Here is an 18,418-nt window from a genome sequence, read left to right on the forward strand (position 1 = left end):
ATAGGACCCATGACTTCCAGCAGCCCTCGCAATGAGGAACTCTTCGACCGCGCCCGCCAGCTGATGCCCGGCGGCGTGAACTCGCCTGTCCGCGCCTTCGGCTCCGTCGGCGGGACGCCGCGGTTTATGGTCTCCGCCAAGGGCCCCTACCTCACCGACGCCGACGGCGCCGAGTACGTCGACCTTGTCTGCTCCTGGGGCCCGGCCCTGCTGGGGCATGCCCACCCGGCCGTCCTGGCGGCCGTGCACGCCGCCGTCGACCGCGGGCTGTCCTTCGGCGCCTCGACGCCGGACGAGGCCAACCTGGCCGCGATCGTCAAGGAACGCGTCCCCGCCGCCGAGCGTGTCCGGATGGTCTCCACCGGCACCGAAGCGACCATGACCGCCGTCCGGCTGGCCCGGGGTTTCACCGGGCGGAACCTCATCATCAAATTCGCCGGCTGCTACCACGGCCACCTCGACGGGCTCCTCGCCGCGGCCGGTTCCGGCCTCGCCACCCTGGCGCTCCCGGGCTCGGCCGGCGTCACCGCCGCGACCGCTGCCGAGACCCTCGTGCTGCCCTACAACGACCTCGGCGCCGTCGAGGCAGCCTTCGCCAAACACGGTGACAGCATCGCCGCCGTCATCACCGAAGCCGCGCCCGCCAACATGGGCGTCGTCACCCCCGGCGAGGGCTTCAATGCCGGGTTGTCCCGCATCACACGCGAACACGGCGCCCTGCTGATCCTCGACGAGGTCCTCACCGGCTTCCGCACCGGGTACTCCGGATACTGGGGGCTGACCGGCGGGGCGGCCGGCGCCGCCGAGCCGTGGGCCCCGGACCTGCTGACCTTCGGCAAGGTCATTGGCGGCGGCATGCCGACGGCGGCACTCGGCGGGCGGGCGGACGTCATGGACTACCTCGCCCCGCTGGGCCCGGTCTACCAGGCCGGCACTCTCTCCGGGAACCCGGTGGCCATGGCCGCCGGCGTCGCAACCCTGAGCCACGCCACACCGGAGGTCTACTCGTTCGTGGACGCCCGTTCGCTGGAACTTTCCGCGGCATTGTCCTCGGCGCTGGATCAGGCCGGGGTGGACCACTCGATCCAGCGGGCCGGGAACCTGTTCTCGGTGGCGTTCGGGACCTCCGCCGGCGGCGTCCACAACTACGACGACGCCCAGGGCCAGGAAGTCTTCCGGTACGCGCCGTTCTTCCACTCCATGCTGGATTCCGGGGTCTACCTCCCGCCGTCCGTCTTCGAGGCCTGGTTCCTCTCCGCGGCGCACGACGACACCGCGATGAACAAGATCTTCGACGCCCTGCCCGCCGCCGCGAAGGCCGCGGCAGCCGCGCAGGCCTGACCCGGACGGCGCAAAGGGTCCGGCTGCCGGATCCGGCGTCGTCCTTAAACGCCTATGGCACCCGCCGCGGCGGGTGCCATAGGTGTTTAACGCTCCGGGCCGGCCGGTGCTGTTCGGGCTAGAACGCCACGGTCACGTCGCCGTTCGGCCATTCCTTTTCAATGAAGGCCTTGACCTCGGGGGAGTGCAGGAGCTCTTCGAGCTTCTTGATCCGGACGTCATCCTTGGAATCCTCGCGCCAGGCCAGGAAGTTCGCGTAGGGGTTGTTCTCCACAGACTCCACGGCCAGGGCGTTCTGCGTGCTCAGTCCGGCCTTGAGGATGAAGTTGCCGTTGATCAGGGCCAGGTCCACGGAGGGGTCCTTGAGGTCGTTGATCAGCAGTTCGGGCTGGTTCTCGGAAAACTTCAGCTTCTTGGGGTTCTGCTCATCGGTGATGGTCAGCACCGAAGTGTCCTCTTTGATGTCCTTGACCAGGCCGGCGACCTGGAGGACCTTGAGGGCACGGACCTGGTTGGACGGGTCATTCGTGATGGCGACCTTGGCGCCGTCCTGGATGTCCTGGATGTCCTTGACCTTCTCCGAGAACGCGGCGTACGGCTCGATGTGCACGCCGGCACCGTGGCCGAACTTGTAGCCCTTGGTCTTCACCTGGTCCTCGTACCACGGCAGGTGCTGGTAGTAGTTGGTGTCCAGGGAGCCGTCGCTCAGCGCGGTATTCGGCGTCTGGTAATCCTCGATCTCCTTGATGTCCAGCTTCAGGCCGGCCTTCGGCGCGAGGTCCTGGTTGATGAACTCCAGGATCTTCGCCTGCGGGACCGGGCTGGCACCGACGGAGAGGGTGACCGGGTTGGCAGGGTCAAGGGCCTTGACCTGGGCGCTGGGGGTGGACGAACCACCACAAGCCGTCAGCGCCAGGGCAGTGACAATGCCGGTGGCCAGGAGGGTGAGTGACTTACGCATCGGATGCGTTCCTTTCGAAATAGCCGGATCACGACGACTGGGTTGGCTTCACGACGTGATCCGCTCAAATGCAGTGGGCGGCTACCCGCTGCAGGGTGTTGGCTTGTGGGTCCGCCGGCCGGCCGGGCCGGTGCCGGCGGTGCCGGGGAGGGGTCAGCGGTGGTCCAGGCTGCGGGAAATCCGTTCGCCCACCAGCTGGATGACCTGGACCAGGACGACGATCAGCACGATGGTGACGAGCATGACCGTGACGTCGAAGCGCTGGAAACCGTAGTTGTAGGCCAGCTTTCCGAGTCCGCCGCCACCGACCAGGCCGGCCATGGCGGAATAGCCGACGAGCGTGACCACCGTGGTGGTGGCCGCCGCGACGAGGGCAGGAAGGGATTCACGCAGCATCACCTTGTTGATGACCTGCATGTTTGTAGAGCCCATCACCTGGGCCGCGTCGATCTTGCCGTGGTGCACATCGCGCAGGCACACCTCCACGAGCCGGGCGAAGAACGGGATGGTGCCGATCGAGAGGGACACCGAAGCGGCCACCGGACCGAGGCTCGTGCCGGTGAGGGTCCGGGCCAGCGGAATGAGCGCCACCATCAGGATGGCGAACGGGATGGACCGGGTGATGTTGACGATCACGTCGCTCAGGATCCGGTTGATGAAGGGCATCGGCCGCAGCCCGCCGGGGGCGGAGACGTGCAGGAAAACGCCCAGCGGCAGGCCGATCAGCACCGTGAAGAAAGCGGAAATGCCGACCATCTGGAGGGTTTCCACAATGGCTTCGGGCAGGGCCCTGGCGAGGACGGGGTTGCTGAAGATGTCGTTCATGAGTTAACTCCTTTGTCCGCGCCGGGGAGGACCGGGTCCGGGAGCTCAGTGTCCGGGAGCTCAGTGTCCAGGAAATCGGGGTCCGCAGCCGCCGAGGGGGCCGAACGCTTCGCGGCGATGCCGCGGCCGTGCAGGTAGTGCAGCACGGCGTCGACGTCGGCGTTCCCGGCCAGTTGCACGCGCAGGTGGCCGAACTGCTGGCCGCCGAGCGTCTCGACACTGCCCGCCAGGACATTGATGTCCATGTCGAAGTGCCGGGCGACGCTGGTCAGTACAGGTTCCTTGGCGCTGTCGCCGGAGAACAGGATCTCCAGCACCGGCCCGGCCTGCAGGGCGCCCGGCAGGGGCTCCGACGGCGGCAGGGGAAGCAGGGCCCGTGCCAGTTTGCTGTCCAGGTCGGCGGCCACATCGCGCAGCAGGCCGTGTTCGACGATCCGGCCGTGCGAGAGCAGCGACACCGATTCGCAGACGCGCTTCACGACGTTCATTTCGTGCGTGATGATCAGCACCGTCAGCTGCAGGCGCTGGGTGAGCTCCTGGATCAGGTCCAGGATCTCGTCCGTCGTGGCGGGGTCCAGGGCGGAGGTGGGCTCGTCGCACAGGAGGACGTCCGGGTCCGAGGCGAGGGCGCGGGCGATGCCGACGCGCTGGCGCTGGCCACCGGAAAGCTGCGAGGGATAGGCCTCTTCGAAGCCCTCCAGGCCCACGAGCTTCAGGAGTTCCGCAACCCGGCTCCGGACCTGGTCCTTCGGGGTCTTCACGAGCTCCAGCGGGTGGGCCACGTTACCGGCAGCGGTCCGGGCGTCCATCAGGTTTGCGTGCTGGAACACCATGCCGATCCGGCGGCGCGCAGCACGGATTTCCGCGTCCCGGACGGAGCTGAGCTCGGTTCCGTCGATGCTGACGGAACCGGACGTCGGGCGGTCCAGCAGGGTCAGGCAGCGGACCAGGGTCGACTTACCGGCCCCGGAATGTCCGATGATGCCGTGGATGGATCCCTTCGGCACCGAAAGAGTGACGCCATCGAGGGCCACCACTTCCTTTTTGCCCTGCCGGTAGACCTTGCGAAGGTCGGTAATTGTGATCATTGATCCTCTGGCGGTTGGGGATTGGGCGCGACATAACACACGCACACTTCTGAACTAAATTATGTCAGCGGCGCCATTCAGCATCCACTTACGCATAAAGTTCGCTGCAAAGGACTGATTGATGTGGAATCTTCGACTTTCCGGACACGACGGCGGGAGCGGGGCCTTCCGGACGCGGACAGGCAGAATCCCCGCCCGGCCGGACCAGCCGCCGTGCGCACCGAAGAGGCTGTGATCTGCATCCCAGCCCGGCACGCAGGTGCCTGGCTAAACGGGGCTAGAAGTCCCCGCGGCTGGCGTCTTCGGGCGGCAGCACCGGCCAGTCGCCTTCGATCACGGCGGCCGGCTTGGTCTTGCGCAGGTAGGTCTGGAAGTCCTCGGCCTGCGAGGAGGCCCACTCGACCTGCAGCTGGTGAAGGTTTCCGGCCGGCATCCTCAGCTTAGGGAACTTCCCGGCCATGGCGTCGAGCATGCGCAGGGTAGCGAGCGCGTCCGCGGCGGAGGTGTGGGCGTTGTCCAGGCCGACGCCGTATTCCTCGCACAGGGCGGTGAGGGTGCGCTTGCCCTTGCGGTAGCGGTCCACCTGCTTGTTCATGATGTAGGGATCCAGCACGGGGTAGCGGCTCAGCTGGGGGACGCCGTAGCGGGCGGATTCGGCGGCGAGGACGGTGAAGTCGTAGCTGGCGTTGAAGGCGATGATCGGCACGCCGGTGTCGAAGAGCTCCTGGAGCACGGCGGCGAGCTCCCGGGTCACGTCCGCGGCGGGACGGCCCTCGCTGCGGGCTTTCTCCGTGGTGACGCCGTGGATGTCGCTGGCCTCCGTCGGAATCTCCACCCCGGGGTCCGCGAGCCACTCGTGCTCCGTGATGATCCCGCCCTCGGAGTCCACCACGGTGACCGACGCCGTCACGATCCGGGCAGAGCGGGAGTTCCTGCCGGTGGTCTCGAGGTCGAAGGCTGCGCGGGGGAGGGTGTTCCAGGTGCTCATGCCATAACGCTACCTGCTGGCCCCGACAGAATTGCGCCAACCCTGCCGCGTCCCGACGGTAGCCTTGAACCATGCGGATGGAGTATGTGGGGGCGGTGCTGGAAGTGGTGGCATTGGTCCCCGCAGGGACGGCGGTGGCCTACGGGGATGTCGCTGAGCTCCTCGGATCCGGCGGCCCCCGGCAGGTGGGGTCCACCATGAGCCACTACGGCAGTTCGGTCCCGTGGTGGCGCGTGTTGAAGGCCAGCGGCGAGGCCCCGCCGGGGCACGAGCGCGAGGCCCTGGCGTTCTACCTCCTGGAACGCACCCCGTTGCTGGGCAGCTACGCCGAGTACCTCCGCACCGGTGAGGGACGCTGGCGGGTGGACCTACCGTCCGCCCGGTGGGCGCCGTCGGATGCCGAGTTCGACCGGATCGACGCCGTCGCCGAGCGCCTGGAACGCTCCTTGCATAGACTGTCGGCCCCCGATGATGAAATGACCGTGTGAGCAGCCCCAACCAGCGAGCCAACCAGCCAGCCAACCAGCCAGCAAGCCAAACAAACAGCCAAACAAGCAGCCTCCGTCTCCTTCCGCCGCGCAAGCAGCACAGCATCGTCCCGGTGCTCTCGCCGGACCAGCGTGCCGCCGTCGACGTCCCGCACGGTTCCGGCCCCGTCCTCATCCCGGGCGCGCCCGGGACCGGCAAGTCAACGGTGCTGGTGGAAGCCGCCGTCCGCCGCGCCGAGCGCGACGGCCTGGACCCGGAACGGATGCTCATCCTGGCGCCGGGACGGCTCGCCGCCGATTCGCTCCGCGACCAGTTCACCGCACGGCTGGACCGGAGCCTGAGCACGACGCCGGCCCGCACCTGGGCGTCCTACGCTTTCGACCTGATCCGGCGCGCCAAGGCGGAGGGCATCCTGCCGCTGCCGCGCCCGCCGAAGCTCCTCTCCGGCCCGGAGCAGGACCTGATCATCAAGGAACTCCTCGAAGGCCACGCGCAGCCCGGACTGGAGCTGCCCTGGCCCGGGGACCTCGGGGCCGCCCTGCAGACCCGGGGGTTCCGCCAGGAAGTCCGCCAGCTGTTTGACCGGATCATCGAATCCGGGCGGACGGCCGAGGACCTCGTCGTCCTCGCCCGGCGCTGCCAACGGCCCGACTGGATAGCCGCGGCCCGGCTGTATGCCGAGTACCGGGACGTCCTGGACCTGCGCATGCCGGAAGCCTTCGACCCGGCCGGCATCATCACCGCGGCCCGCCAGATCTTCCAGGACGCGCCGGATTTCCTCGCCGCCGAACGTGACAGGCTCCAGCTGGTCCTCGTGGACGATGCCCAGGAGGCAAACCCTGCTGTGTTCGAACTGCTGGCGGACATCGCGGCCGGCAAGGACGCCCTCATCACCTCGTCGCCGGACACCGTGGTCCAGGGCTTCCGCGGGGCGCGCCCCGACCTCGTGGCAGAGCTGCCCCGGCTGCTCGCTCCGGCCGGCGGAACCGTGCTCGAGCGTCCGCTGTGGACGGCGCACCGCCACGCCCCCGCCGTGGCGGAGGCCTGGCTCTCGGTGGCCGGGCGGATCTCCCGCCGCGCCGGCGGGCAGTCCGCGCGGCGGCTCGAACAGCCCGGCGGGCCGGTGCCCGCGGCGGGGTCCGCCGGCAGCGTTGAGGCGCACCTGCTGCCCTCTCCGGTCCACGAACTGCGCTACGTGGCGCAGCGGATCCTCGAGGCCCAGCTGAACGACGGCCGGGAACTGGGCGAGATCGCCGTGATCGTGCGCAACGGCGGCCAGCTCAGCCAGCTGCAGCGCTACCTCGCCGGCCAGGGCATCCCGGTCCGGATCCCGGTGGCCGAGTCGGCCGTCCGCGACGAGGTCGCGGTCCGGCCCCTGCTCGACGCCTACGCCGTCGTGCTGGACCCCGCCACGCTGACGCCCGAAGCGGCGGTGTCGCTCCTGACGTCGCGGATCGGCGGCGCCACCTCGATCGAACTGCGCAGGCTGCGCCAATCGCTGCGGCGCGAGGAAATACTCGGCGGCGGAGGGCGCACGAGTGACGCGCTCCTCGTCGAGGCCCTGCTGGAGCCGGGGGCATTGGCCACGCTTGGCATCGGGGGGCACTCCGCACGCCGGATTGCCCGGATGATTCTGGCCGGCCGGGAAGCTGCCCAGTCGCCCGGAGGCAACGCCGAAACGGTGTTGTGGGCCCTGTGGAACTCCACCGGACTCGCCGCACGGTGGACGGAGGCGGCACTGGCCGGTGGCGCCGCGGGGGCCCGCGCGGACCGCGACCTCGATGCCATGATGGCCTTGTTCCACACCGCGGAACGCTTTGTGGACCAGCTTCCCGGATCCGGACCCGAGCAGTTCCTGGAGTACCTGCTCAGCCAGGAACTGCCCATGGACACCCTGGCCGCGAGGGCGCAGCTGGAGGACGCCGTGGAACTCATGACTCCCGCCAGCGCCGCCGGTCGGGAATGGCCGGTCGTGATCGTCCCGGGGCTGCAGGAGGGCGTATGGCCCAACACCCGGCTCCGCGGGGAACTGCTCGGCAGCACCCTCTTCGCCGACGCCGTCGAACACGGCGTCGAGTACGCCTTGCAGCTGGACCCGCTCAGCCGGCTGCGGGAAATCCGCTACGACGAGCTCCGGAGTTTTTCCACCGCCGTGTCGCGGGCCCGGCAAGTGCTCATCTGCACCGCCGTTTCCTCGGAGGACGAGCAGCCCTCCTCCTTCCTCGACTACGTGGCACCGCTGCACCCGGACCAGGACCGGCGCGGCCTCACCCCGGTGGAGCGTCCGTTGACGCTGCGGGCCCTCGTGGCGGAACTGCGCCAGTACGCCCAGCTGGAGGCGCCCGAGGCTGTCGAGGCAACCGGCGTGCTCGGTGCCCTGGCCGCCGCGGTACCTCCCGTGCCGGGGGCGCATCCGGGCAGCTGGTGGGGCCTGGCGCCGCTGTCCTCGGACGGGCCGGTGGTCCCGCCGGGAGGCACCGTCTACGTCTCTCCGTCCAAGGTCGAAACCGTACAGAAATCACCCCTGGACTGGTTCGTCCAGGCCGCCGGCGGAGAGGCTGCGACCGACTTCGCCCGCAGCCTCGGAACCCTCGTGCACGCCATAGCCCAGGACTTCCCGGACGCCTCGGGGAGCGAATACGTGGCCGAACTGGTGCGCCGCTGGCCGGCGCTCGGCATGAAGGACAACTGGGAAGGCAAACTGGACTTCCAGCGCGCCGAAACCATGGTCCGGAAGCTGGCACAGTACGTGCTGCTGATGCGCAGCGAAGGCCGCAGCCTCGTCGGCGTCGAACAGGACTTCGAGGTCAAGCTGCCCGATGTCGCAGCCCCCGCCCCGCCCGGTGCCACCGGCAGCGATGCTGACATTGAAGGCACCGCCGGGAGTGTCTCCGGCAATGACGCCTGGCCTGCCCGCCCGGCCGTGCTGCGCGGGCAGGTCGACCGGCTGGAGATCGACGGCGAGGGCCGGCTGGTCATCGTGGACCTCAAGACCGGGAAGCGGCAGCCCGGCAAAGCCGAGCTGGACCGGCACCCGCAGCTGGGTGCCTACCAGGTGGCCGTGCTGGCCGGGGGCTTTGCCGGTCCCGACGACGGTCCGCCGCCGCTTCCCGGTGGGGCCGTCCTGGCCCAGCTCGGGACCACCACCAAGAGCCCCGGCGTCCAGGCCCAGGCGGCGCTTGATCCGGCGGACAACTGGGCGCTGGACATGGTCGGCGACGCCGCCGGGCTGATGTCCGGCAACACGTTCGAAGCACGTCACGACCCCTCCAAGGGCGGCCACGGCGGTCACGGCTGCCGGCTGCCCGAAGTCTGCCCGCTGTGCGCGCGGGGAAAGCAGGTTACCGAATGACTGCCGAGGCAACACCGGCACCACGGCCGGAGGTGCCCCCGGCCGCTCTTCCCGCCCCCAGGTTCAGCCCCGAGGAACTTTCCGCGATGCTGGGGGAGAAGAACAGCCCCACGCCCGAACAGTCCCTCATCATCTCGTCGCCGTTGTCCCCCCGGCTCGTCATCGCCGGGGCAGGCTCGGGAAAGACCGCCACGATGGCGGACCGGGTGGTGTGGCTGGTGGCCAACGGCTGGGTCCGGCCGGAAGAGGTGCTTGGTGTGACCTTCACCCGCAAGGCCGCCGGGGAGCTCGCCACCCGTATCCGCGCCAAGCTTGCCGCGCTGCAGCGGATTGCCGCGGCGGACAGCGGAAACCAGGTCTTTCCCGCCGGGCTGCTCAGCACGGACGCGCTCGAACCCAAGGTCTCCACCTACCACTCCTACGCGAGCGGCATCGTCTCGGACTACGGGCTCCGGCTCGGGGTGGAACGTGATGTGGTGCTGCTCGGTGGCGCCCAGTCCTTCCAGCTCGCCAGCGAGGTGGTGGAGGCGTTCGACGGCGACTACGAGCACTTCCGCTCCGCCAAATCCACCCTCGTCAAAGCGGTGATCCAGCTTGCCGGGGAATGCTCGGAGCACCTCCAGGAGCCCGGCGGGGTCCGCGGCTGGCTGCTGGAGCGCGTCGCCGAGTTTGAGGCGTTGCCGTATCTGGCCACCGCCAAGAAGAACCCCAGCCAGGCCGCCGGCGAGCTCAGTGCCCTGCTCCGCACCCGGGCCAGCGTCGCGGACATGGTGGGACGCTACACGGATGCCAAGCGGGCCCGGGGCGCCCTTGACTTCGGTGACCTCGTGGCGCTCGCGGCACGGGTGGCCAACGAGATCCCGGTCGCCGCGGAAACCGAGCGCCAGCGCTACAAGGTGGTGCTGCTGGACGAGTTCCAGGACACCTCCCACGCCCAGCTGGTGCTGTTCTCCCGGCTCTTCGGCGACGGCCATGCCGTGACCGCGGTAGGAGATCCGAACCAGTCGATTTACGGGTTCCGTGGTGCGTCTGCGGGCCAGCTCTTCCACTTTGTCCGGGAGTTCCCCGTCCGGCTGGACGCCGCCAACGCCGCCAACGCCACCGGCACGGCGGACCGTGGCGGTGCGGCGAAATTCGCGGTGGCACCGACCTCCTACCTGACCACCGCGTGGCGCAACGGCTGGAACATCCTTTCCGCCGCCAACGTCATCTCCGGTCCGCTGAGCAAGGCCGTGGAGCATGCCGGTGCGGCCGGTGCCCGGGACTCGGTGGAAACCGTGGAAGTGCCGCCCCTGCAGCCGAGCCCGGCCGCAGTCCAGGGCCGGGTGGTGATGGGCCGCTTTGGCACGGACGAGGACGAGGCTGCGGCGATCGCCGGGGACGTGCTGAAGTTCCGCGTGACAGACTTCGGGGCCACGGCACCGGCGCACTCCGAGCCGCCCGCGATGGCAGTGCTGTGCCGGCGCCGGGCCCAGATGGAGTGCATCCGGCGCGAATTCGAACAGCGCGGCATCCCTTACGAGATCGTCGGGCTCGGCGGGCTGCTCGATACCCCCGAGATCGTGGACCTGGTCGCGACCCTCCGGGTCCTGGCCGATCCGGGCCGCTCGGATTCCCTGATGCGCCTGCTGGCCGGGGCGCGCTGGCGGATCGGCCCGGCCGACCTGATGGCGTTCCGGGACTGGTCCAGCTTCCTCGCCAGGCGCCGGGGCCGGCCCGGCAGCTCCGAAACCGACGACACCGACGCCGGCTCCGAGGAAGCGGTGATCGAAGGCGACCTCACGGATGCCGCCAGCCTGGTCGAGGCCCTGGACTGGCTGCCGCGCGACGGGTGGGTGTCACGGCACGGTCGTGCGCTGGGCACAGAAGCCCTGGAACGCCTCCAGCGTCTGTCCGGGGAGCTCCGCCAGCTGCGCGGCTTTATGGGCGATGATCTCACGACATTGCTCGGTGAGGTGGAGCGGGCGATGCTCCTGGACATCGAGGTCGCCGCCCGGCCCGGGATCAGCATCCACCAGGCCCGCCGTAACCTGGACGCCTTCCAGGATGCCGCGGCCGGATTCCTGCACACCTCCCAGCGGGTCGACGTGCTGGCCTTCCTGGCCTGGCTCGAGGCCGCGGCCGCGGAGGAAAACGGCCTTGATGCGGCCGCCCCGGAGGTGAACCACGAGGCAGTCCAGCTGCTGACCGTGCACGCGTCCAAGGGGCTGGAGTGGGACGTCGTGTTCGTCCCCGGCCTGAACGCCGGCGCCTTTCCCAGCAGCCGGGACTCCCGCTGGAGCAGCGGCAGCGCCGCCCTGCCGTGGCCGTTGCGCGGGGACCGCGCGGACCTGCCGCAATGGGACCTGGACCAGCCGGATCAGAAGGGCTGGCTCGACGCCGAGAAGGAGTTCAAGTCCGCCGTCCAGGTGCATGGGGAGGCCGAGGAACGGCGCCTGGCCTATGTGGCGTACACCCGGGCTAAACACGTCCTCTGGGTTTCCAGCGCTGCCTGGGTAGGATCCCGGGCAGGCCTTGCGGAGATGTCGCCTTTCCTGGCGGAACTTGAGGTGCTCTCCGCCGCGGGTGCCGCGGAGATCCACCCGCTGTCCGTCAGCGAGGATTCGATCCCGGAGGAAAGCCCGCTGACTTCGGAACTGGAAGTGGCCGGGTGGCCCTATGACCCCCTCGAGGGTCCCGTCGACCCGCGCACCGGCGCACGGCTGAGGCTCGTTGGCGGGCGCCGGGCGGCGATGGAGTCCGCCGCCGCGCGAGTCCTGGCAGCCGTGGAATCCGACGCCCCGGAAGCCGCGCTGGACCCTGCTGAGAATGACGGGGCCGTAACGGCGGGGACTGCCGGGAGCGGGGAGAAGCGCCGGAAGCTTCGCGGGCCCGCGGCCGGCTGGGCCCGGGAAGCTGCGACGCTGCTGGAACGCCGGCTCCGGCGCACCGCTGTGCAGGACGTCCACCTTCCTGGCCACATTTCCGCGTCCACCCTGGTGGACCTGGAGGACGACGCCGGCTCCGTGGTGGCACGGCTGCGGCGGCCGGTCCCGCGGGAACCGGGCATGTCCGCGCGCAAAGGAACCGCCTTCCACGCCTGGGTCGAGGAGTACTTCGGTGCGGCCGGGATGCTTGATCTTGGTGAGGCGGCCGGCTCCGATGACCACATCGACGAGGCCTACGGGCTGGACTCGATGGTGGAGACATTCCGCCAGTCGGAGTGGGCCCACCGGGCCCCTGCGCACGTCGAGGTGCCCGTGGAGACGCGCATCGGGGACGTTGTGGTCCGTGGCCGGATCGATGCCGTGTTCCGGGACGCCGACGGCGGCTGGGACCTCGTGGACTGGAAGACCGGACGCCGGCCCTCCGCCGCGCAGCTGAAAGTGAAAGCCGTCCAGCTCGCTGTCTACCGGCTGGCCTGGTCCCGACTCAAGGGTGTTCCGCTGGAAGAAGTGCGGGCCGCGTTCTACTACGTTGCCGACAACCAGGTGGTCCGGCCGCACGATCTGGGATCAGCGGAACGGCTTGAGGAGATCGTCGCGGCAGCCCTCGGGCAGGGCTAGCGGGGCTTGGCCTCGACCACGGTCAGCGCGGTGGTCGAGGTGTCCTCGGCCGGGGCCGGCGCCACCACGTCAATGGACTGCGTTGAGGTGTCATTGGCCGCGACGACGGTGGCCTCCGGACGGTCATCAGGGTCGGATCCCTGCACCCTGGAGTCGTCGCCGGCAGCATCCTCCGAGCCCGTGTCGCCAGAGGCCGTGTCCTCAGCGTCAGTGTCGCCAGAGCCGGTGTCGTCCGCGTCCGCAGGATCCGCCGTCAGGTCCGGTTCGTCGGCTGCCGGTTCGGAACCGTCCGGGCCGACGCCGGCGGCGTCTGCAGCGGGCTCGTGCCCAGCCGCGTCGTCCGCTGCCGCGCCGAGCGCAGTCTCAGCATCGTCCGCAGTCTCTTCGACAGGCTCTACGTCCGCCTGGCCAGCAGCGCCATCAACAGCGCCGTCGGCAGCCCCGTCCGCACCAACCATGTCGCCCTCGCGCTCGTCGAGGGGGATCGGGGTCACCTGAACGGCGGGCATGGCACTGCTCGAGGGGACGGCCGGCAGGCCGGACACGGAGTCCGGGGCGAGCAGCGTCACTTTGCTGACGGCCGGCGTCGGACTGCTGTCCGGATCCGCCGGCTGGCCGGCAGCGGCGGCGGCCGGCTCGGGCAGCGGCTCGACGCTGATCGGCTGTCCGCCGTGTTCCGCGACGTCCTCGGCCAGCGCCAGGAGCATGGATTCAGCTTCGTCAATCATGTCCTGGTTCTCAGCGGCGAGACCCTTGACGAGGTACTGCGCCAGGGCAAATTCCGCGGACAGCGCCGCGCGCCGGAGCAGATGGGCATCGGGTGCGTCCCGCCGGCTCGAGGTGTAGTGCTCCAGCACGGCGTCCACGAAGTCCTGCTCATTGGAGGCGACCAGCCAGGCCATGTCATCGGCGGGGTCGCCGATGCGCAGGTCAGTCCAGCCTGTCACCGCGGTCACCCGCTCGCCGTCGACCAGCAGGTTGTCCTCATGCAGATCGCCATGCACGACGCACGGGTTGAACCTCCACAGCGAGACGTCCTCAAGGGCGTGTTCCCAGCGGCGGAGCAACAACGGCGGAATCTTGCCGGTGGTCGCGGCCTGGTCCAGTTCGTTGAGCCGGCGCTGCCGGAACTCGTTCGGCGTGTAACTCGGCAGGTCGGCATTGCTGACCAGGGAGTGCGGAAGGTCGTGGACGGCAGCCATGGCCGCCCCGATTTCCCGGGCCAGGGCTGCGGAACCCTCGCTGAGTTCTTCGACGGACCGGGTGGACCCGCCCAGATGGGAGTAGACGAAAGTGCTGAGGGGGCCCTGCCGGACGGTGCCCGCCACGGTGGGCATCAGGAAGGGGAGTTCGGCACGGATCGCGGGAACAAAGGCCCGCAGCACCATGAATTCCGTTTCGAGCCGGGCACTGGCTTCGGCGTGGCGGGGGGAACGGACGCGCCAGCGTTTCCCTTCGGAGTCCAGGAGGAGAGCCGAATCGAAGTCTGCCGGATCGTCGGGCGCAGAGCTAACGGCGGTCGGGGTCAGTCCGGGGACTGCCGCGGTTGCCACAGCTGCCAGTTCGATTGGTTTTCTTCTCACGCTTCCACGGTAGATTGAGCGGCGCCCAAGACGGCGATGCACCACGGCGAGTCTTGAGATCGGGTATAAATAGCGCGGGAACAATGCGGTTGGACCAGCCGGTGACCGTGCCCGGCAGGGGACGTGATCATGCCCGCAAACCCGCCCGGAAAATGTCAATTGTCGGCGGGAGTCAGTACGGTGGGTACATGAGTCTTGCGGAGTCACCGGCGTCAGAGAACCTACCACTGGTGAACACGCCAGCCCCGCCGGCGCCGGGCATCGCCGCGAACCACCTGCAGGAAACCGTCCTGCCGGTGCGCCCGGCCCTGATCGACCGCGGATCCGCGGCACGGATGAAGCCCGGCATGCTGGACGTTCTTGTCGCGTCGGGCTCGGCGCGCGCTGTGGTGCTCTCCGGCCGGCAGGCCCTCGTCGACGGCGACAGCCTGGTGCTCCTGGACGCTGCCGAACTCGCGGATCACCTCCGGAACACCGCGTACGCCCCGGAACAGCTGATCTACCTTGGTTCGGCCCTGCCCGGTTCGGACCTCGAGGCAGGCACGCAGCTGGTCCTCTTCCTCCTTCCGCGGCAGTTCGAGGTCCAGGCCGAGGAGTTTGAGGCGCACATCGCCGGTATCCCCGTGGGTGCGCAATGGGCCGGCTTCCGGGATGTCGCCGCCCGGCTGAACCCCACAGACACCGCACTCTTCATCGAAGCCAGCGCCATCGCCAACTGGCACGCCAGCCACTCGCACTGCCCCCGCTGCGGCACCGCCACCCGGCCGGAAGCCGGCGGTTGGGTCCGCCGCTGCCCTGCGGACAGCTCCGAGCATTACCCGCGCACGGATCCCGCCATCATCGTCACCGTGGTCGGCGCCGACGACCGCCTGCTGCTCGGCGGCGGAGGTCCCCTCGACGCGCGCAACTACTCGACCCTCGCCGGCTTCGTCGAACCGGGGGAGTCGCTGGAACAGGCCGTGGTCCGCGAGATCGGCGAAGAGGTCGGCGTCCGGGTCACCGCGTCCCAGTACCTCGGCTCCCAGCCCTGGCCCTTCCCGGCGTCGCTGATGCTCGGCTTCACCGCCACCACGGCGGACACCGAGACCACGCCCGACGGCGTCGAGGTCACCAGGGCGCGCTGGTTCAGCCGGAGCGAGCTGCAGGAGGCGGTGCTCAGCGGCGAAATCGTCATCTCCAGCAGGCTGTCCATTGCCCGGTCCCTCATCGAGCACTGGTATGGCGGCATCATCCTGGACCGCCCGGAGACCGAATGAGGCACTGAACCGCGCCCTCCGCAACGGAGCCGCCCCGCAGTCACATCCCACCGGACACCCACGATCGACTAAGCAGCAAGAAGTGGCGACAGAGAACTTGAACACCAGCACTTTTCCCGGCCTCCCGTCCGACGCCGGAGACCCCGGGGACGGTCCCGTCACGGAGGAGTCCCACGCCCCGGACGAACGGTCCCTCGAGGAGCGCATCCTCGGCGGGCTCGACGCCGAGCAGCGCGAGGTTGCCAGCACCCTGAACGGGCCGATGTGTGTTCTGGCCGGGGCCGGCACCGGGAAGACCCGCGCCATCACCCACCGGATCGCCTACGGCGTGCACTCGGGCGTTTACAGCCCGCAGCGGCTGCTGGCGGTCACCTTCACGTCCCGGGCCGCGGCCGAAATGCGCAGCAGGCTCCGGGACCTCGGCGTCGGCAACGTCCAGGCCCGCACCTTTCACGCCGCAGCGCTGCGGCAGCTCCAGTTCTTCTGGCCGCAGGCGATCGGCGGGGCGCTGCCCAACCTGCTGGACCACAAGGCGCAGATGATTGCCGAGGCGGCCCGGCGGCTCCGGTTGAGCACCGACCGCGCCTCCATCCGGGACCTGGCCTCCGAGATCGAATGGGCCAAAGTGTCCATGCTGACGCCCGCGAACTACCTGGAAAACGCGCAGACGCGCGGAAACCCCGGCGGTTTCGACCTGACGGCCGTTGCCCGGGTGTTCCAGGCCTACGAGGACGTCAAGACGGACCGCAACGTGATCGACTTCGAGGACGTGCTGCTGATCACGGTGGGCATCCTCCAGGAGGACCCCAAGGTCGCCGCCACGGTCCGCGAGCAGTACCGGCACTTCGTCGTGGACGAGTACCAGGACGTTTCGCCGCTGCAGCAGCGGCTGCTCGAACTGTGGCTCGGCGGCCGCGACGAACTCTGCGTGGTGGGGGACGCCAGCCAGACCATCTATTCTTTCACGGGCGCCTCCCCGAAGCACCTGCTCGGGTTCAAGGCCATGTACCCGGAAGCCAACGTGGTCAAGCTCATCCGCGACTACCGTTCCACGCCGCAGGTGGTGAAGCTGGCCAACGATCTGCTGGCGGGCCGCCGCAGCGGCGGTCCCGTGGCGGACGCCGCGTGGGCCACGCCGTTGCAGCTCCTGGCGCAGCGCCCGGCCGGCCCGGTGCCGCAGTTCACCGAATGCTCCGACGACGAGGCCGAGGCGGCCACGGTGGCCGTCAAAGTCAGGGACCTGCTCGACGCCGGTACTCCTGCGAGCCAGGTTGCCGTGCTGTTCCGCACCAACGGGCAGTCCGAAGCGTACGAACAGGCCCTGGCCTCGGCCGGGATCGGCTACCAGCTCCGCGGCGGCGAGCGCTTCTTTGCCCGCAAGGAAGTCCGCGACGCCATCCTCCAGCTCCGGGCCGCCACCCGCGCCGTCGCGGAGAACGCCACTGCCGAACCGCTCGGCCAGCTGGTCCGCGACATCGTCACCTCCCTGGGCTACACGGACGCCGCCCCGCACAGCGGCGGCGCCGTCCGGGAACGCTGGGAATCGCTCGCGGCCCTCGTAGCCCTCGCCGACGAACTCGTGCTCAGCCGCGGCCAGCAGTTCAGCCTCTCCGACTTCGTCAACGAACTCCAGGAGCGCTCCCTTGCGCAGCATGCCCCGACCGTCCAGGGCGTGACCCTGGCCTCGCTGCACTCGGCCAAGGGCCTCGAATGGGATGCCGTGTTCCTCGTCGGGCTCAGCGAGGGCCTCATGCCGATCTCCTTTGCCGACACCCCCGAGTCCGTCGACGAGGAGCGGCGCCTGCTGTACGTCGGGATCACCCGGGCCCGGGAACACCTGTTCCTGTCCTGGTCCACCGCGAGGACACCGGGCGGGCGCGCCAACCGCAAGCCCTCCCGCTTCCTCGACGGGCTGCGCCCGGATTCAGTCGCCAGCTCCTCGGTCCGCGGAAAAGGCCCTGCGCCGCGCCGGAAGGCCGCTGTTCCGGCGTCGTGCCGGGTCTGCGGCACCATGCTCTCCTCCGGCGCGGAACGCAAGGTGGGGCGCTGCGGCCAGTGCCCGCCCAGCTACGAGGAACAGACCTTTGACGCGCTCCGGCAATGGCGCAAGGACGTGGCCCTGGAAGCGGACGTCCCGGCATTCGTGGTCTTCACGGACGCGACCCTGACGGCCATCGCCGAAGCCCGCCCCGAATCACTCGAGCAACTGTCCACGCTGGCCGGCGTGGGCCCGTCGAAGCTGGAGAAATACGGTGAAGCCGTGCTGGCGGTACTCGTCGAAAGCACCAGCCTCTGATGGCAGGCGCGGCGGGCCGCCGGGCCGCTCACGGGCCGCCATCACCCGGCACTCCCGCGGCTGTCCCGCTGACGACGGCCGACGGCGCCCCGGTGGAGGTGCGCCGCTCCGCGCGGCGGCGCCGGACGGTCGCCGCGTTCTGGGAGAACGGCACCGCCGTGGTCGCCATTCCGGCGTCCTTCACCCGGACCCAGGAACGCGAATGGGTGCACCGGATGCTTGCAAAGCTCCGGCTGCAGGGGGAGCGGGGGACCCGTGGCGCGGGCAGGCGCCGCCCACGCAGCGATGCCGCCCTGGCTGAGCACGCTGCCGGGCTGTCCGCGAAGTATTTCGCCGGCCGCGCCGTGCCCTCCACGGTCCGCTGGGTCAGCAACCAGAACTCGCGCTGGGGTTCCGCGACGCCGTCGGACGGGTCCATCAGGCTCTCCGACAAGCTCCAGCCAATGCCGCAGTGGGTCATTGACTACGTGTTGCTCCACGAGCTGGCCCACCTGCTCGTGGCCGGCCACAACGCCGCGTTCTGGCGGCTGCTGGAGGCCTACCCGGAAACACAGCGCGCCAAGGCCTTCCTGGAAGGCGTGTCCTTCGCGACGTCCCGCGGCCTGGCCCCGGGCGATGTGGCCGGTGACGTTGATGACGGCGTTGATGGCAACGATTTAGACGAGGCATAAGAAAGCCCCGGCGGGAACTGAAG

Annotated in this window: 11 protein-coding genes and 1 pseudogene; 7 read left to right on the top strand and 5 right to left on the bottom strand. The window is 69.6% G+C overall.

Features of this window, described 5'->3' with window-relative positions; genetic code table 11:
* The first annotated feature begins 9 nt into the window (after nucleotides 1–9).
* Entirely contained in the window at nucleotides 10–1,341 is a 1,332-nt protein-coding gene (gene hemL / locus ABIB51_RS01535) for a glutamate-1-semialdehyde 2,1-aminomutase (protein ID WP_354184774.1), read from the top strand.
* A gap of 118 nt (nucleotides 1,342–1,459) precedes the next feature.
* On the opposite strand, the gene ABIB51_RS01540 is transcribed toward hemL, so the two are convergent.
* The 4 genes from ABIB51_RS01540 to ABIB51_RS01555 all read right to left on the bottom strand — a co-directional run bounded on the left by ABIB51_RS01540 (nucleotide 1,460) and on the right by ABIB51_RS01555 (nucleotide 5,203).
* The gene (locus ABIB51_RS01540) at nucleotides 1,460–2,302 is read right to left on the bottom strand and encodes a MetQ/NlpA family ABC transporter substrate-binding protein (RefSeq protein WP_354184775.1); all 843 of its coding nucleotides are present in this window, start codon (nucleotides 2,300–2,302) and stop codon (nucleotides 1,460–1,462) included.
* A 153-nt stretch (nucleotides 2,303–2,455) separates the two neighbouring features.
* Nucleotides 2,456–3,127 (bottom strand): methionine ABC transporter permease, encoded by a 672-nt coding sequence (locus ABIB51_RS01545; RefSeq protein ID WP_354184776.1) that lies wholly within the window; start codon nucleotides 3,125–3,127, stop codon nucleotides 2,456–2,458.
* The gene (locus tag ABIB51_RS01550; RefSeq protein WP_354184777.1) at nucleotides 3,124–4,215 is read right to left on the bottom strand and encodes a methionine ABC transporter ATP-binding protein; all 1,092 of its coding nucleotides are present in this window, start codon (nucleotides 4,213–4,215) and stop codon (nucleotides 3,124–3,126) included. Before ABIB51_RS01550 ends, ABIB51_RS01545 begins: the two co-directional genes overlap by 4 nt.
* Nucleotides 4,216–4,492: 277 nt before the next feature.
* Entirely contained in the window at nucleotides 4,493–5,203 is a 711-nt protein-coding gene (locus ABIB51_RS01555; protein ID WP_354184778.1) for a 3'-5' exonuclease, read from the bottom strand.
* A gap of 71 nt (nucleotides 5,204–5,274) precedes the next feature.
* Between ABIB51_RS01555 and ABIB51_RS01560 the strand changes: the two genes are divergently transcribed.
* From ABIB51_RS01560 to ABIB51_RS01570, 3 genes are all read left to right on the top strand, one after another.
* Nucleotides 5,275–5,691 carry an MGMT family protein gene (locus ABIB51_RS01560; RefSeq protein ID WP_354184779.1) on the top strand — a complete coding sequence of 139 codons (417 nt, stop codon included), beginning with the start codon at nucleotides 5,275–5,277 and terminating at the stop codon, nucleotides 5,689–5,691.
* A 113-nt stretch (nucleotides 5,692–5,804) separates the two neighbouring features.
* Entirely contained in the window at nucleotides 5,805–9,044 is a 3,240-nt protein-coding gene (locus tag ABIB51_RS01565) for an ATP-dependent helicase (protein WP_354184925.1), read from the top strand.
* Complete coding sequence (locus ABIB51_RS01570) at nucleotides 9,041–12,589, top strand: ATP-dependent helicase (RefSeq protein WP_354184780.1); 3,549 nt, start codon at nucleotides 9,041–9,043, stop codon at nucleotides 12,587–12,589. The genes ABIB51_RS01565 and ABIB51_RS01570 overlap by 4 nt, the downstream gene beginning before the upstream one ends.
* A gap of 356 nt (nucleotides 12,590–12,945) precedes the next feature.
* On the opposite strand, the pseudogene ABIB51_RS01575 reads toward ABIB51_RS01570, so the two are convergent.
* Nucleotides 12,946–14,172, bottom strand: a pseudogene (locus ABIB51_RS01575) (macrolide 2'-phosphotransferase); the annotation flags it as partial.
* Nucleotides 14,173–14,360: 188 nt separating this feature from the next.
* Between ABIB51_RS01575 and nudC the strand changes: the two are divergent.
* From nudC to ABIB51_RS01590, 3 genes are all read left to right on the top strand, one after another.
* Nucleotides 14,361–15,428, top strand: a complete 1,068-nt coding sequence (gene nudC / locus ABIB51_RS01580) for an NAD(+) diphosphatase (protein ID WP_354184781.1) — start codon at nucleotides 14,361–14,363, stop codon at nucleotides 15,426–15,428.
* A gap of 205 nt (nucleotides 15,429–15,633) precedes the next feature.
* Nucleotides 15,634–17,724: an ATP-dependent DNA helicase UvrD2 gene (locus ABIB51_RS01585; protein ID WP_354184927.1), complete on the top strand. Its 2,091-nt coding sequence runs from the start codon at nucleotides 15,634–15,636 to the stop codon at nucleotides 17,722–17,724.
* Entirely contained in the window at nucleotides 17,724–18,395 is a 672-nt protein-coding gene (locus tag ABIB51_RS01590; RefSeq protein ID WP_354184782.1) for a M48 metallopeptidase family protein, read from the top strand. Before ABIB51_RS01585 ends, ABIB51_RS01590 begins: the two co-directional genes overlap by 1 nt.
* Nucleotides 18,396–18,418: the final 23 nt, after the last annotated feature.

The organism is Arthrobacter sp. UYCu712 (assembly GCF_040547005.1).
Lineage (GTDB): Bacteria > Actinomycetota > Actinomycetes > Actinomycetales > Micrococcaceae > Arthrobacter.